17 protein-coding genes and 1 pseudogene are annotated in these 15,035 nt (G+C 32.8%); 11 read left to right on the plus strand and 7 right to left on the minus strand.

The window, feature by feature from the left end; translation table 11 throughout:
* Window positions 1-347: 347 nt before the first annotated feature.
* The 5 genes from SPD89_RS06050 to SPD89_RS06070 form a co-directional block, all read right to left on the minus strand.
* Window positions 348-746 (minus strand): VOC family protein, encoded by a 399-nt coding sequence (locus SPD89_RS06050; protein WP_336261063.1) that lies wholly within the window; start codon window positions 744-746, stop codon window positions 348-350.
* A complete protein-coding gene (locus SPD89_RS06055; RefSeq protein WP_336261064.1) occupies window positions 743-1,522 on the minus strand; it encodes a phosphosulfolactate synthase in 780 nt (259 codons plus the stop codon). The genes SPD89_RS06050 and SPD89_RS06055 overlap by 4 nt, the downstream gene beginning before the upstream one ends.
* Window positions 1,504-2,211 (minus strand): 2-phosphosulfolactate phosphatase, encoded by a 708-nt coding sequence (locus tag SPD89_RS06060; RefSeq protein WP_336261065.1) that lies wholly within the window; start codon window positions 2,209-2,211, stop codon window positions 1,504-1,506. The genes SPD89_RS06055 and SPD89_RS06060 overlap by 19 nt, the downstream gene beginning before the upstream one ends.
* A 271-nt stretch (window positions 2,212-2,482) precedes the next feature.
* Window positions 2,483-4,192 (minus strand): sensor histidine kinase, encoded by a 1,710-nt coding sequence (locus SPD89_RS06065; RefSeq protein WP_336261066.1) that lies wholly within the window; start codon window positions 4,190-4,192, stop codon window positions 2,483-2,485.
* The gene (locus tag SPD89_RS06070) at window positions 4,192-4,905 is read right to left on the minus strand and encodes a response regulator transcription factor (RefSeq protein ID WP_336261164.1); all 714 of its coding nucleotides are present in this window, start codon (window positions 4,903-4,905) and stop codon (window positions 4,192-4,194) included. Before SPD89_RS06070 ends, SPD89_RS06065 begins: the two co-directional genes overlap by 1 nt.
* A gap of 152 nt (window positions 4,906-5,057) precedes the next feature.
* Here SPD89_RS06070 and SPD89_RS06075 point away from each other — a divergent pair, with 152 nt between their 5' ends.
* The 10 genes from SPD89_RS06075 to SPD89_RS06120 all read left to right on the plus strand — a co-directional run bounded on the left by SPD89_RS06075 (window position 5,058) and on the right by SPD89_RS06120 (window position 13,179).
* Complete coding sequence (locus tag SPD89_RS06075; protein WP_336261067.1) at window positions 5,058-5,879, plus strand: CPBP family intramembrane glutamic endopeptidase; 822 nt, start codon at window positions 5,058-5,060, stop codon at window positions 5,877-5,879.
* A 57-nt stretch (window positions 5,880-5,936) separates the two neighbouring features.
* Window positions 5,937-7,130, plus strand: coding sequence for a DUF418 domain-containing protein (locus tag SPD89_RS06080; protein WP_336261068.1), 1,194 nt, complete (start codon window positions 5,937-5,939; stop codon window positions 7,128-7,130).
* A gap of 16 nt (window positions 7,131-7,146) precedes the next feature.
* Entirely contained in the window at window positions 7,147-7,758 is a 612-nt protein-coding gene (locus SPD89_RS06085) for a stage II sporulation protein M (RefSeq protein ID WP_336261069.1), read from the plus strand.
* A gap of 648 nt (window positions 7,759-8,406) precedes the next feature.
* Window positions 8,407-9,162, plus strand: a complete 756-nt coding sequence (locus SPD89_RS06090) for an SDR family NAD(P)-dependent oxidoreductase (protein ID WP_336261070.1) — start codon at window positions 8,407-8,409, stop codon at window positions 9,160-9,162.
* Window positions 9,163-9,406: 244 nt separating this feature from the next.
* Window positions 9,407-9,805 (plus strand): MarR family winged helix-turn-helix transcriptional regulator, encoded by a 399-nt coding sequence (locus SPD89_RS06095; protein ID WP_336261071.1) that lies wholly within the window; start codon window positions 9,407-9,409, stop codon window positions 9,803-9,805.
* Window positions 9,806-10,147 carry a DUF3147 family protein gene (locus SPD89_RS06100; protein WP_336261072.1) on the plus strand — a complete coding sequence of 114 codons (342 nt, stop codon included), beginning with the start codon at window positions 9,806-9,808 and terminating at the stop codon, window positions 10,145-10,147.
* A gap of 98 nt (window positions 10,148-10,245) precedes the next feature.
* Complete coding sequence (gene fosM / locus SPD89_RS06105; RefSeq protein ID WP_336261073.1) at window positions 10,246-10,668, plus strand: FosM family fosfomycin resistance protein; 423 nt, start codon at window positions 10,246-10,248, stop codon at window positions 10,666-10,668.
* 300 nt (window positions 10,669-10,968) lie between these two features.
* Window positions 10,969-11,373, plus strand: a complete 405-nt coding sequence (locus SPD89_RS06110) for a carboxymuconolactone decarboxylase family protein (protein WP_336261074.1) — start codon at window positions 10,969-10,971, stop codon at window positions 11,371-11,373.
* A gap of 438 nt (window positions 11,374-11,811) precedes the next feature.
* Complete coding sequence (locus SPD89_RS06115) at window positions 11,812-12,573, plus strand: hypothetical protein (protein WP_336261075.1); 762 nt, start codon at window positions 11,812-11,814, stop codon at window positions 12,571-12,573.
* Between the two features lie 267 nt (window positions 12,574-12,840).
* Window positions 12,841-13,179 carry a hypothetical protein gene (locus SPD89_RS06120; protein WP_336261076.1) on the plus strand — a complete coding sequence of 113 codons (339 nt, stop codon included), beginning with the start codon at window positions 12,841-12,843 and terminating at the stop codon, window positions 13,177-13,179.
* 272 nt (window positions 13,180-13,451) lie between these two features.
* Here the strand turns inward: SPD89_RS06120 and SPD89_RS06125 are convergent.
* Window positions 13,452-13,875: pseudogene (locus SPD89_RS06125) on the minus strand (helix-turn-helix domain-containing protein); the annotation flags it as partial.
* A gap of 72 nt (window positions 13,876-13,947) precedes the next feature.
* A complete protein-coding gene (locus SPD89_RS06130) occupies window positions 13,948-14,538 on the minus strand; it encodes a hypothetical protein (protein ID WP_336261077.1) in 591 nt (196 codons plus the stop codon).
* A gap of 186 nt (window positions 14,539-14,724) precedes the next feature.
* Between SPD89_RS06130 and SPD89_RS06135 the strand changes: the two genes are divergently transcribed.
* Window positions 14,725-15,024, plus strand: a complete 300-nt coding sequence (locus SPD89_RS06135) for a YcaO-like family protein (protein ID WP_336261078.1) — start codon at window positions 14,725-14,727, stop codon at window positions 15,022-15,024.
* Window positions 15,025-15,035: the final 11 nt, after the last annotated feature.

Here is a 15,035-nt window from a genome sequence, read left to right on the forward strand (position 1 = left end):
ATAAGATATAACATTCATTTAGTAGCCTCTCCTTAATGCTATACGATTGAACATGTCTATCTTCATCATATACTAGCAATAGGTAAATATTCAATACTTTTTATACTTGTGGAAAAGACTCTCACTTTAATTTAATACAGGTAAAACCTGAAAAAATAGGGAATAGATGAATTGCCTTTTTGTATAGAAAAACATGTTCCTATGGCGTAATAGTCTGTTTTTGTACAGATGTTATTATGATATGAGGTTACGATAGGAAAGACATCTGTCTCTTAAACTTTCAACGATTTAATACAAATAACGTTCTGTTACTTTTTTAATCGTAACAGAACGTTAAGAAGATATTTTTAATAAGCCATATCAGCGTCATGATAATACTTGAATTCTAGTAAATTATTAGCTGGATCAATTAAAAAAAACGTCAAATGTTCTTCTTTTTTTCCTTCAAATCTTACCATCGGTTTATTAAAGAAGGGGAGTTTTTGTTCAGTTGCAAATGCTAATGTTTGCTCATACTCTTCTCTATTCAAAAAGGTAATACCAAAGTGACGTGGATACATTGATGGTTCATTATCAATATTTTCTGGACTTAAATGGCAAACTAGTTGGTCACCGAAGAAATCAAATGTTACACGATCATCATACCTTCTAGCCAACTTACATCCCATCTTTTCATAAAAATCTACTGTTTCATTCAATTCTTTGCATGGAATAGCTAAATGAAATATTTTATTCGTTTCTCTCACTTTATACCCTCCACTTCAAAAATATTAAAGGTGTCAGATCGTAAGCCTAAACGTAACGTTTCAAGTGAGATGACGTCTTGCATGGAAATATTTGCAAGATTGACATTCACTCCTAACTTTTGAATAAAAAATGATTGCATCTTTTTAGTAGGGGCTTCAAATATTAATTTTTCCACTGGGATATGTTCATCTAGTATTAAATCAAGTATATCCATACGTATATTTCCATCTTCCCTACATATTCCACTTGTTCCACTTTCTCTGGATTCTAATATTACTTTTGTCGCCCCAGCGTCAAAGTCTTGTTGTATATATTCAAGCCATGCTGATGAATCTTGTTCATTGGCCTCAGAAATATCTTTTTTGCCAACTTCACTAAATACGATAAATTCTTGTGAAAACTCTGTTATGAATCTAGCTTTCTCCCTATTGTCAAAAGGTACTGTTCCATTAGAAAGTTCAACATAGTTACAATTAAATTGCTTACAGTAATCATAATAATGTTCGACTTTACCTTGACTTAAAAATTTTTCAAATAATGTTCCACCGAAAAAGAACTCAATGTCGTGATGTCGTAAAGATTCTATTTTTTGATATAAATATTCAGTGACAAGGGAGGTACCCCAGCCAAATTTCACCAGATCAATATAGTCGCTTGCACTGTTAATCGTATCTTGAAAATAGTTTAATGGTGTTCCATTGTCAATTAGAATCGTTAACCCTTTCTTTCTCGGTTTCATTTCTCGTGTTGGAAGAATTAACTCTTTTCCTGGCATGCATTTATCCTCTCAATCATCGGTATTTTAGTATCTTTTCTAACCTTCATGACAAATCCCGTTTCTAGCTCCTTGATGCAATACTCAATATCTTCGCGGATAAAGTATGAATTTTTCTCGTCAAAGAACTTGTTTGCTACATGCGAATGTTTAATGCGTTCGGATACTTCCTTAGTTGTAAGTGTATTCGAATCTTCTAGGATACTTTTTACATACTCTGCACATGCTAGATCATCATCACCGCTCGGATGAGAGGCGATTATATTGATACTCTTTTGTTGATCCGTAGTAAATTTGTTCTTTATATAGTTTGCTGTCGTTTTAGCGTTTGAATATCCGGTTACAAATGTATAATCCGATGATAAACAATTTAAGGTAGCTCGAACACCGTTTGTTGTTTTTTGAATAAGTGTTTTTCCAGCCAAATTTTTTGACCTTATATTGTAAGGAGAATTGTCTAAGTCAAACCCTTCAATGGGAAGACCATTAATCTCTCCAGCTAAAAGAAAATCAGGATTTTTCCTTTTTAACTGAAAAGCCTGTTTAACATTTTTTGCAAGAATAATTCGCTTTGCCCCATTTAAAAAAGCATAATGCGCTACCGTAAAAGCACGTATGACGTCAATAACTATCGTAATTTTCGCTACAGTAGGTGGAGAGCTGTTTCCCTGATAGATATGAATATGCATTCGTAAAATTCCCTCCTTACTATTTTCTGCGATTTAGATGGGATTTGCCTAATAAACTTAAGTGATTTATACAAAGTATATTCGCCCAAAGAGAATACGTTACAAATAGAAGGTTAATTCGACGCACTTCATAATAAATGAAATGTTTTGTGTGAAGACAATAAACAATTTAACCTATTAATTGCCAAGGTTTGTGACTCGACAATTAATAGGTTGATAAAAATGTTAGGAAAATAAATTTCGTGATAATCAATGGATAGAATTTAAAAAGTTAGATTATAATCGTAATCGTTGTTCCTAAACCGATTTTCGACTGAACATCGATTTTTCCATCATGTAATTGGATAATCGCATGAGCTATACTCATTCCTAGCCCTTCTCCTCCAACCCGATCCTCTGTACTTGTCCCCCGGTAGTAACGCTCGAAGAAATTAGCCACAAAATCTTCATCCATTCCTTTTCCGTTATCGGAAACTTGAATCATCGCTTTACCGGATTTGTTCGTCACCTTCACTTCCATTGTAGTGTATGGTGGGTTATGTTTTACGGCATTTGAAATAAGGTTATCTAGAACGCGAGTGAACCATTTCGGATCGATGTCTGCATAACATGGATGAGATGATGCGTAAAATCTAAAATGCTTGTCTTGAATCGTTAAATCATTTTTGAATTTCAACACGTTTTTTTCCACAAACTTGTTCAAATCGATGGTTTGTTTCTCAATCGTTATGACGCTATTTTTTAACTGAAAAACTAATGAAAAGTCTTCCAGCAACCGAACCATATAATCACTTTTTTCCCGGATAACTTTTCCCATTTCTGACAATTCAGTTTCAGAAAAAGTATATTGCTCACTTTCTAATAAATGACCATAGCCTTGAACACTCGATAATGGGGTGCGGAGATCATGTGAAATGCCGGTCATCCATTCTGCTCTAGTTTTTTCTAACTGCTCTCTTTCTTTTTCTGCTGCAATAAGCTTTGCTGACATCTTTTCAAAGGATTGAAATACTTCTTGGAAAATCCGATAGCGAAATTTTACTTTGCCATTTTTCTTAAAAATTTTTCGCCGTTCTTTCTCGGTTAAAACGTCTAGATAATGATTTTTCTCCAATCGTTCTAACCAATTGACAAATGTAATTAACGGTTTCCCGTAGCGATAGCCATTCCAAATGGAAACAGAAATCGCAATGAATAAACTGATTAGAGCAATCATTATAAAAATTTGCGTTTCTTTCGCTGGAAACAACCAAAAGCTCTGATCTTTATATTCTTCATTTATTAAATGTAGTACCCACGTAACATTTGCCTTTTCATCATGATGTGTAAAAACTTTTGTGGAATTTTCCCCGGGTTGATGAATTCTTCCAATTAAATCAAGAGGTTTGTTATTTCTTTCACTCGACGCACCGATCGTCTCCACTAAATCTCCATTGACATAAATGTCAAGATAACTATTGTGTGATTGTAACGTTTGAATTAGTTTTTTGTTGTCTGTCCGGTCATTATATGTTTTATACAATTCTTCAAGCATCATTTGCTCATCATTATAAAAGCCAAATATATAATAATAGACGCCATCTTCCCATTTATCATAAGCTGTTTCAACGGTATAATTATCGATTTCACCTGTACTTTCAATTACTAATAAATCATGTTCAGAGTAGGATGATTGCAAAGAATCGGGTGTATTAACAGAATAAAAGACTTCTCCATCTTGATTGACAAGTTGAACCCACATATTATTTTCAATTAAAAGATCATGCCATTTTTCACCAATTGAAAATGTATCTTCATTATAAATGACTGCACTTAAAGGAATGGATTCAATGATCTCTCTTTTGGGATTCGCTTTTAATTCTTCTTTAGTTGCTAAATTGGCAAAAATAAACAGTAATGACAGAGTAATGAAAAAGAGTGCTATTAACAAAGCAACGAATTGGAATGCAAAATGGACAGTAACTCTTCGTTGTAATCTCATTAGCTATAATCCTTTACTAATTTGTATCCAAGACCGCGAATAGTCTGAAGGTAAATAGGGTTGCTAGGATCAGGTTCAATCCGTTCTCGAATTCGTCGAATATGAACCATTACTGTATTATCATCCACCATATGGTCATACCCCCAAACGGCTGTAAATAATTGTTCTTTAGATAAAACTCGATTGACATTTTTACAGAAGTATACGAGGAGAAGAAAAACTTGTGCAGGACAAGATACGAGCTGTCCGTCTACACTTAATTCTCCTGCATCTTCATCAACAGTAAAATGACCAAAATCATATAATTTTTTATTCGGTATCACAGCCCCGGGATGGCTGATCAGTTGTTTTCTTTTTAACTGTGCCTTTATTCTAGCGACAACTTCCAATGGATTAAACGGTTTTGTCACATAATCATCGCCGCCTTTTTCAAACCCTGTTAATACATCAAAATCGGTTACACGAGCGGTTAGAAATAATATATGCACATCCGTATATTCACGAATTTTTGTACATAAATCAAAGCCATTTATGTCGGGAAGCATAACATCTAAAACGATATAGTGAAGCGGAGTTGTTTTCACAATTTGTAAAGCTTCTGCTCCAGTTTCCGCTGTATGTATATGATGAAAACCTTCTTTTTTCAAAACCATCTCTACCATTTGTAAAATAGATTTTTCATCATCAACTAATAATATATGTGTCTCTTTCATTTTATTCACCCAATTTTATCCTACCATAGAAAGCTTACGAGAACCTTAACAGTTTTTGGGGAAAATTAATGTAAAGATAAGGTAGGTGATTAATCGTAGTAAACTTCCTCATTTATTGTATAGATAGACAAAAAATAACGAGGAGGATTCCTATGTTTGAAAAAATGAAGTTAAGAAGTTTTATATTCTATCTAATTATTTTTTTTATTATATTTGGCATTACAATAGGAATAATTAGTCCAGAAAGTGATCTCACCATCGACATTTTAGCATCAATAATTTTATTTGTACTATTTCCACTATTCTGGTTTAAGAAGCAAATGAAAAAATATGATATGCATGTAAAAGAAGTTATAACATGGGAAGGGATGACAAAAAAGTTACCTTCACTTTTTCTCATTACATTAACGGTACTATTATTTTCCTTAGCATTTTTTTGGGTTCAAACGTATTTATTTTCTTTTATCGCACCTAATTTTGCTGAAAATCAATTATTAATTACTGTTGAAATGGTCAAGGAATATGAGCAAGCTTCGAGTGTTCAGATGTTCTGTATATTTATAAGTGCATGTATCATTGCTCCAGTTGCAGAGGAATTTATTTTTCGGGGATATTTTTTAAAACGTATTGCACAAAAAACTAATATCATTTTCAGTTTAATTATTACGAATCTTATTTTTGCCATACTACATATGGATTATATAGGGGCTTTTATGTTCGGTTTTCTTTTATCGCTCATTTATTTAAAAACGAATAATTTATTGTATCCGATTATGATTCATTTCTTAAACAATACATTAGTAAGTTTACTAGATTTGTTTAAAATACCAATACCGGATTTTATTAATTACACAGAAATAGAGCAAGTAGCTAGTTTTATGTTGCCAAATATAATCATCGGTCTTATATCTTTGCCGTTTCTGATCTACTATCTTCACAAATATCGATTAAATTCGCAACTTAAAACAGAGTAAATAATAAAAAAGTGCGGCAAATAGGGATTATTGCTTATTTAAAGGAGAAATTTTAAGATGAATGAACATACAAGAATTCATGCCATTGATGGCATTCGCGGTTTTAGTTTATTCGGAATATTATTGGCTAACCTATTAATATTCCAATACGGATTATGGGGAAAAGATGAAATCCATTTATTTGAGTTGTCGAGGGTAGATCAATACACGTACGCTTTTACCAAAATTTTTATTGAAGGAAGTTTTATGCCAATTTTTACATTTTTATTCGGTTACTCGATGATCATGATGAAAAATAGCCTTGAACGAAAGAAGTTAAGAGTAAAATGGCATTTATTCCGTAGAATGGTAATGTTAATCATTATCGGTCTCCTGCATTCTATCTATTTCTGGGAAGGGGATATTTTACTTCTTTATGGGGCGATGGGAATATTACTTTTAATGTTCGTAAACCGAAAGCCTAAGACAATACTTATTTGGGGAGTCAGTTTATTTTTGTTGTTTGGGATTGGAAGTTTTTTTGGGGAAGAAGAGCTGCAGCAAGCGGATACAGACTTTATAGACGCTTATATAGAAAAAACAACGGAAATTTACAGTTCCGGAACATATGCAGAGATTAAGGATTATCGAAATAACAACGAAGAAGATCCTTTATCAAAGGAACTAGGGGAAGGTAAAATGGTATTTTTGGTTTTACTTACTCCGCTAGTAATTGCACCGATGTTTCTGTTTGGGATGTATGCAGCAAAAAGAAAGATGTTTTTCCGTCCGTATAAGGAGAAGCAGTTTTATTGGATAGGATTTACCCTCTTTCTTCCAGTTGGTCTTTTGTTCAATATAATAGGATATTTTTATTCAGAAAGTAATTGGGGAATGGGGCTTGCGATGATAGGGGAGATGTTGCTAGCTTTCGGTTACATCTTTTTAATTGCGCTATTGTATTGTCGGAAAAGCAAATTTCGAATTTTAACCTATTTAGAGAACATTGGTAAATTGTCGTTAACAAACTATATCATGCAGACGGTGATTTGCACAACAATTTTTTATGGCTATGGATTTGCTCTCTTTGGTCGAGCTGGCGTTACAGATGGCATCTTGCTAGGGATTGTCATTTTCGCACTACAAATATATTTTAGTACAATATACTTAAACCATTTTCGTTACGGTCCATTGGAAAAAATCACAAGAAGTTTCACATATCTGTCGTTTTTAAAATTTAACAAGAAAAGAACAAAGGGAAAAGTCGCTTAAGAGAAGAGGAATTTGCTTGAAAAAATTTTTACAAGACTTGATTAAACCGACCATTATATTTTGCTTGATACTAATACTCGCAATGATCGTTACTTATTTAAACAGCGTAAAATTCGGTTTTGATCCCGAAAAATTATTTACACAGTTTGAAAATCATACAACAGGAGATGTCCGACAACGATCGGAGCTCGAACTTACAGTAGAACTTTTTACCAACAATATTCAAGTACCAATTCAAATCATATTGTTGGCAATTATTCCAATTCCGTTTTTCTATACGATTGTATTGATCTTTAATGGCATCTTGAACGGTATGATTTTTTATATTTACAACACCACCCATTTAGCGACAGGAAAAGGTGACTCCTTATTTTGGATGATTGTAAAAGGTTATTTACCACATTCTATCATTGAATTTCTTGCCTTTATTATAGCTACTGCTTTAGCATATCGAATTAATCAATGGATCTTTAGAAAAATTGGTCAAAAACTTTTTGGGAAAAGCGCTCCTGTATACACTTTTAAGGAATTAATCGTAAATTCATTATTAACGTTTATAACAGTGATCTTCCCATTAACTTTGATTGCTGCGCTGATAGAGGGCTTTATTACTCCACTTTTTTTGTAGAAATTTCTGAGCTGGTGAAGACAATGGAAGCACCGGATCGGCTTTTCCTTGGATACGGTAACTGTTTGTGCAAAGTCTAATGATATTAGCATCTTTAGTTGTTACCCCTTTGACATTTTTCTTGGGTGTGAGGATACATTTGTGCAAGTAATAAAAATAGATAGGGGATTACATCTCCTGTCTATACTATTGGATTACACTAGTAGAATGTATATATTCTTGGTGAAGTTTATGAATGACTTCATCATTAATTATTTTTAATTGATTAATGGTTGACGGGTTATCGGCTACCCATGCTTTGTGATTCTGGATTAATTTTTTCGAGAAGTTACGTGCCCATCTAGCATTTGCTTTTATCATCTGGTAAATTTGCGTAAATATCGATCACCGTTGAATTTAATAATGGAATGTTTACTTCCAGATGATTTGAATGTTCAATTTTACTCATTTAACTATAATGAATTCTGCTATAGTGGCTAGAGTACTACTATAGGCGTCACTTCTAAAAGAACAATAGAAAAGCAAACGAGCCGTCAGAACGGAATAAATGTTACGTTAAAGGGACATTTTAAATAGAAGAATAACAACAGTTAGATATCTATGATAAAGTGTAACTAGGAGTTAATATTACATAAAGGAGAGGATCTTATGTTTGATTTAACAAATAAAATCGCTTTAGTTACTGGTGGAGCAAATGGTATTGGAAAAGGAATAGTGGAAACTTTAGCTAAAGCGGGAGCGAAAGTAATGATCGGTGATATCGATGAAGAAGCAGGTGAAAAAACTGCTAAAGAAGTCGATGGTGAATTTTACAAATTAGATGTTACTGATAAAAATAATGCAGAACAAGTTGTTCAGGATGTTCTAGGTAAGCATGATAGAATTGATATTTTAGCTGCAAATACTGGAATTTATCCGGAAGTGTTGATTGAAGACATGACAGAAGAAGATTGGGATAAAATTCAAAGCATAAACTTGAAAGGAATTTTCTTCGTTGTAAAACCAGTGGTGAAGGTTATGAAAGAACAAAATTACGGTCGTATTATTCTTACTTCATCTATCACCGGAGATATTACAGGATACCCTGGCGGTTCAATTTATGGTGCGACAAAAGCTGGAATCCTTGGATTTATGAGAAGTGCCGCATTGGAGTATGCAAATTATGGTGTAACAGTTAACGCCATTCAACCAGGAATGATTGCTACTGAAGGTTTGAAAAAACAACTGGGAATTTTAAGTGAAAAGGGTGCTGAAGCTGTTCCGATGAAAAGGTTAGGAGACCCGGAAGATATTGGTGTAGCAGTTTGCTTCTTTGCATCAGAGGAAGCTAAATATATTACTGGTCAATCCCTCGTAATAGACGGAGGTCAAATCTTGCCTGAAACTCCTGATGTAATTTTATAAATAAAAGTCATTTTAAACAAAGCCAGGAATTACAAATAGTAATCTTGGCTTTTAATTATAATTATTTTCTTTTTCCCAGAAACTAGAGATTGTCATTTTGGATATTAAAGAAGGTAGATCCTGAATCCCTAGTTCGGTCAGAGTCTGTAAGTATCCTTCCTACTTCTGAAATGTAAATTTCTATTGCGATTATATCGTTATTTACGATATAATCGTTTAAGACGATGAATTGGAGGGTTAATATATGATTGCTGAAATAAATAGATATTTTTCTGATATTTACTTTGAACTTCATCCAGAACAACAAGAAACCATCTCCCACCAAAGTGTCCGTATCTTACAAATGGTACAGAAAAAGCAATTTGTAATGGTTCGAGATATTGCAGAGCATTTATCTATATCACATAATACTGCGTCGGAACACATTAAAAAGTTAGTAAGTAATGGATGGCTATATAAAGAAAGATATGAAAAAGATCAACGCAGGGTTTATTTGCATCTAACGGAACTTGGTATAAAGATATTAAAGAAAAATACAGAATTAGATGAAGAAAAGTTACAAGCAGCACTTGACAGGTTATCAGATAAAGAAAGGATACAGGTTGTTAAAGCCTTTCAGTTACTAAGCGAGGTATCAAAATAAATGCATTTGTTTATAAAAATTGTCGGTTCTGCAGCCATTATTGGCATAGTAACCGAATTAGCAAGACGATTTCCGGTATATGGAGGAATTATAGCAGCTCTACCTTTAATTAGCATTCTAAGTATAATTTGGCTAACAGTACAAGGAGAATCTACAAAAACGATTAATGAATTTATAGGTGGTGTGATTGCAGGTCTTCCAGCAACGATTGTAATGCTTCTGATAATTTATATTGCATGTAAACATTCTATTCATATATCAACAGCAATTTTATTTGGAGTTATCGGCTGGGGATTCTTTTTAATTATTCAAAGATATATAACTGGAATATTCTTCACCTAGAAAAGAGAAATAACGTATGAAACGGAACATTGCATTTTAACAATGTGGAGAAAGTATCTGTCAGATTATTGTTAAACTATTACTCAGAGGTGATGGAGATGTTTGTAAAGGGTCTAAACCATTTTTTATTTTCTGTATCTGATTTGGATAAATCTATAAAATTTTACCAAGAAGTATTTAATGCTAAATTACTTGTGAAAGGAAGAAGTACTGCATATTTTGATTTGAACGGGATGTGGATTGCTCTTAATTTAGAAAAAGACATTCCCCGTAATGAAATAAGTGAATCATATACTCATGTTGCTTTTTCAATTGAAGAGGATGAATTTGATCATATATTTAACAAGCTAAAAAAATTGGATGTAAACATTTTACCTAGTCGTCCAAGAGATGAAAAAGATAAGAAGTCCATTTATTTCACTGATCCTGATGGACATAAGTTCGAATTTCATACAGGTACTTTGCAGGACAGATTAGATTATTACAAACAGGATAAACCGCATATGGAATTTTATGAATAAACTAGCTTCTTATTCAATTGGGTGTTCTAATCGAATAAGAAAATGTGTCTTTTTTGAATCAATCGTGACATTTCAAATGAGTGATTTGTGTTAGATTTCATTGCCCAATATTTTAAATGTCCTATAACTTTAACATTATAAAATGAACCTTGATTCATTTTGCTTGTAATTCTAAAGATTATATACTGGCATTGTTAAGAAACTTAGGGAATAATAGAGTGAATAATAGATTACAATACATATTTTCCATACAATTAAACTAGATTTTCAATATGTAATTAAACCAAGGAGGATTTTAAAATGGCAAAAGATCGTTATCAACAAGGTTTGGAAAAAATAAAAGAGCTCACGTTATCAGACGATGAGAATCCGACTGGCTTTATGGACATTGGTGAAGCGTATAAAGATATTGCTCCAGATTTAAGCAAATATGTTGTTGAATTTGCTTTTGGAGATATCTATTCACGACCAGGATTAGATAACAAACAAAAGGTTCTTACAACCATTACAGCCCTTGTTGCTCAAGGAAAACCACAGATTGAAATGCATATTAAAACTGGGCTTACTGTTGGTTTAAAACCGGAAGAGATTGTAGGTTGCATCATGCACCTCATTCCATATACTGGATTCCCGAGTGTCCTAAATGCGTTAGCGGCCGCTAAAAAGGTGTTTGAAGAACGTGGAATTAAAATGGCTGATGACTGACAGGGTATTTAGTAAGTAGAAATGAATAGAATAAAGTTTAGTAGCTTGCTAGAAAAATAAGAAAAAAATAAAAATAGCCACCGCTCTTCATATGAGTAGGTGGTTATTTTTATATCATTCCTTCTCCTGACTATTAGAAAAAGACCGATTATAAAACTGTCAGCTAATTAGCTAAGAGCCATTAATATTAACAGACGCTTTAGTTTTTCGTTTACTACCAATTTATGCCGATTATTATATTTGGTAGCTCTTAGCGATTAAATTCAATTTTTTAAAAAATTGTTGAAAATACTATGTTAAAATAATTTATATCCAGGTATTAAAAGTCTAACAAATGTGTTTTGGAATCGAGTCATTTAATAGTGTTTTAAATTTATATTATTAAACTAAAACGCGATTATCCAGTGAAATGGGAATTCTAAGGTACTTAAAAAGTGGGTGTATGAAATAGATATAGATAAAGATTTTGAAAAAGAAATGAACCGTACTAAAACACGAGTAAAAACAGGTTGCCTCAGTTTCCTTATTGGTTTTGTCGCACTATTTTTTGGGCTGATTATTTATTTTATTGGAACGTTATTTTTTGAAATGAATTTTAAAGAAAATACACTCGTTGTGAGTGAATCTCCAAAGAACATAAATACAATTAAGGTTGTCGAAATAGGCGCACCCTTTTCCTTTGGTTCTTCTTCTATTCGATTGAAATATAAAGACGATGATTTTGATACTAGTTTATCCAATGATGGAAAAAACTTAGATGAATCCAATATTGAAATCAATTGGATAAATGATAAGGAAGCAACTGTTATATTTGATGGAGAAGAACAACCGCCTGAGGTCATTAAGTTTAAAGTGACAGATAATGAGTCTGCTTCTTTTAAGGTTGAATATATAGAACTAGGTTATATACCCACTACTTCTCAACAAGATCCAAACGGGGATTATGCAATTCAAATAAGGAAATCCACATATTCCAAAGGATCGGAAAAACAATATAATTATAATGCCCCAATCAGGGTATATTACGGTCCAAAAGGTAGTGAACCTGTTCAATTTAAGGATTGGAAGATTGATAAGTTTTCCAATAAAGATAAGTTTGAATTGTATTGGCAAAATGATTATGTTTTGATTGATGTATTGAGTGAAAATGACAACGGGACAATTTATGTGAAAGATTCGTTGAAGTTATCGTTTAATTAATTCTGAAGTTAATCAAAATGCAGTCAAAAGATAAATCTTAGGTGGATTCTCTTTCCCTAAACTGGCTATTTATGGAATAAGGACATGCACCTATATAAGGTGTAAGACCATACTATTTAACATCACGTTTAAAGAAAAGTGATAAACTTATAAAGTGTTTGTGAGTATGATTGATTAAATTAATATGGCAGTTTGGACATGAAGTGGCAAAAACTAGCATGAATGAATCATCATATACGATATTTTTACTAAGGAGGATACTAAGAAATGATTGTAGAACACGTACATTTTTATAATAACAATTATGTTGTCGTTGACGACATAGTGGAGTTTGAAAGAGTTTATATGGTTGATGAATCTAAATTTAGTAATAAAACGTATGAAGACTTATCAAGGGTTTATCAAAAATTGCCATCTTATATGGGTAATACAACCAATTTTCCTTGCTGGTTTGGTAATGAGGAAAAAGGAGATAAATATTTTATAACCGTTTCATTTGAAATGTCTGGCCTACAGTTTTGGGGTACATTGCCTTTATCTAACTTTTTACAATGGGAAAATCTCTTTAATGAAATGATAAAAAACTTCCCATTTAAATATCAATAAGTTCTACAAATAGATGCTTTAACCGAATAACGTATTCGTTTATCGATTCACTTTATGTAGTATCGGGAGGATATTTTTTAGATATCCTAAACAAAATCAGGAAGTAGAGGAAAATGAAGAACTACGATATTATATTTTTTATCATAGATGATACACTTTTTGATTTTACTAAGTCAAGAGCAAGAGGTTTTTAATAAAGTCTTTGTAAATATATTTAAGGCTATTTATTTGATGAAATTGAGCTATATTTGAGGGGGATAAGGATGGAGATTAGGTTTTATATTTCTGCCAGCTAGCTTGTGTTTTTTTAGTAAACGGTTTATAGTAGCGTAAGAGACTTGATTTTTTGTGATCTCTCCTTGTGCTATTAGTTGTTCGTAGAAAACACTAACTGGCATATGGAGAGATTTTTTTCGTATTTCTAGAATATGATCCCTGTCATCCGAAGACAGCCTTCTCGCATTACCTCGGTCGGAACGTCTTTTTGGTTTTAATGCCAAAACCATTTCTTCGATAGTGCAGAAGCCATTCTTGCATCGTCTTAGCCGCAACCTTTCGTTCCCCGTAATATGGAATAGTATGAATTTTTCCCTCCATTTCTTGAAAATAATCCTTTGGTTTCACCTGCCCATTTAAAAGTGGGGCAATTAACCCATAACGAAATAAAGCAATTTCTTCCCGTGTTTTTTCATTCATAAACTTTTCCTCCTTTTTGAAAAGGACAACCGGTTATCCATTGCCTTTATTCTACTTTTTTCGTCAATAGTTTCATAGGCAAGATTTATGTGGGACGAATATATTTTTTTTCTTCGATAAATATGGTAGAATTAATTTGCCCATAAAATAGGATGATAAATGACCCCAGCTCCTTCGATAGAAGGAGGTTGATTCGCCAAAATCTTGGATCATTGTCATATATTTTTGGGCTTCTTTTTTTACATCCTGCGTGAAACCCAATTTATACCCTAAGTCTGTGAAAAAACTATGAATCCAGGGAATTCTCTCACAAAAACGTTTCATATGTTGTTCCAATTGCTGGCGACTTCCTTCTACTTTCTCTCCTTTTAACGCACTACTTAATCGTCCCACCATAGAATCCAAAGTATGTTGAAAATAGGGGATTAGAAAACTAGGTAATATAGAGATATTTACTTTACAAGCTAAACACCTAAAACGGCATATTGGAATATAAAATTCCTCATCATCAATACCATATCGCCAATAGTAGCCGTTTCTGTGTACATTTCCTTGAGCGATGCATTGACACTTGGGACACCGATCAAATACAGGGAAATCATTCTTTTTTCCTTTCGTCTCATATTCTTCTATTCCTATTCCAAAATCGTGTAAAATAATCATAAAAAACTCCCCCTTCTAATATGCAAAAAAATTAGCATATTATTACAGAGAAGTAAAGTAAATATACTGGAGGAATTTGAACAAAACTCCCCTATATTTAACGTAATAAAGTGACGCTTTACAGTATGGTCCGGTAAACAGCTTGTCATTCACTGGTACATTTTGTGGCATTAGTTGGTACAAAAGATGTCACTAGTGGTACATTTCATTGGCTGTAATCAGTTTATCAATTTCAAAGTGATGGAACCATCTGGAATTTATGAAATAAATAGCAATGGATTTAGTTGTCATTTAAATGAAGAACAATCAACTATTAATGGTATATTTGAAGTAATAGAAAGGCATACAGTTATAAACAACTGGGTAAGTGAACGGAAAATTTATAGTTTGAATAAATCTCAGCTTCCAAGATGGTTCAAAGATATTGTACATTCGTTAGAGCAATTAGAGCAAGAAGGTTGGATAATATCAATTAATTTTCTTTAAATGAATTTAGT

The sequence above is a fragment of the Pseudogracilibacillus sp. SO30301A genome, from assembly GCF_037072025.1.
Classification (GTDB): Bacteria; Bacillota; Bacilli; order Bacillales; family Amphibacillaceae; genus Pseudogracilibacillus.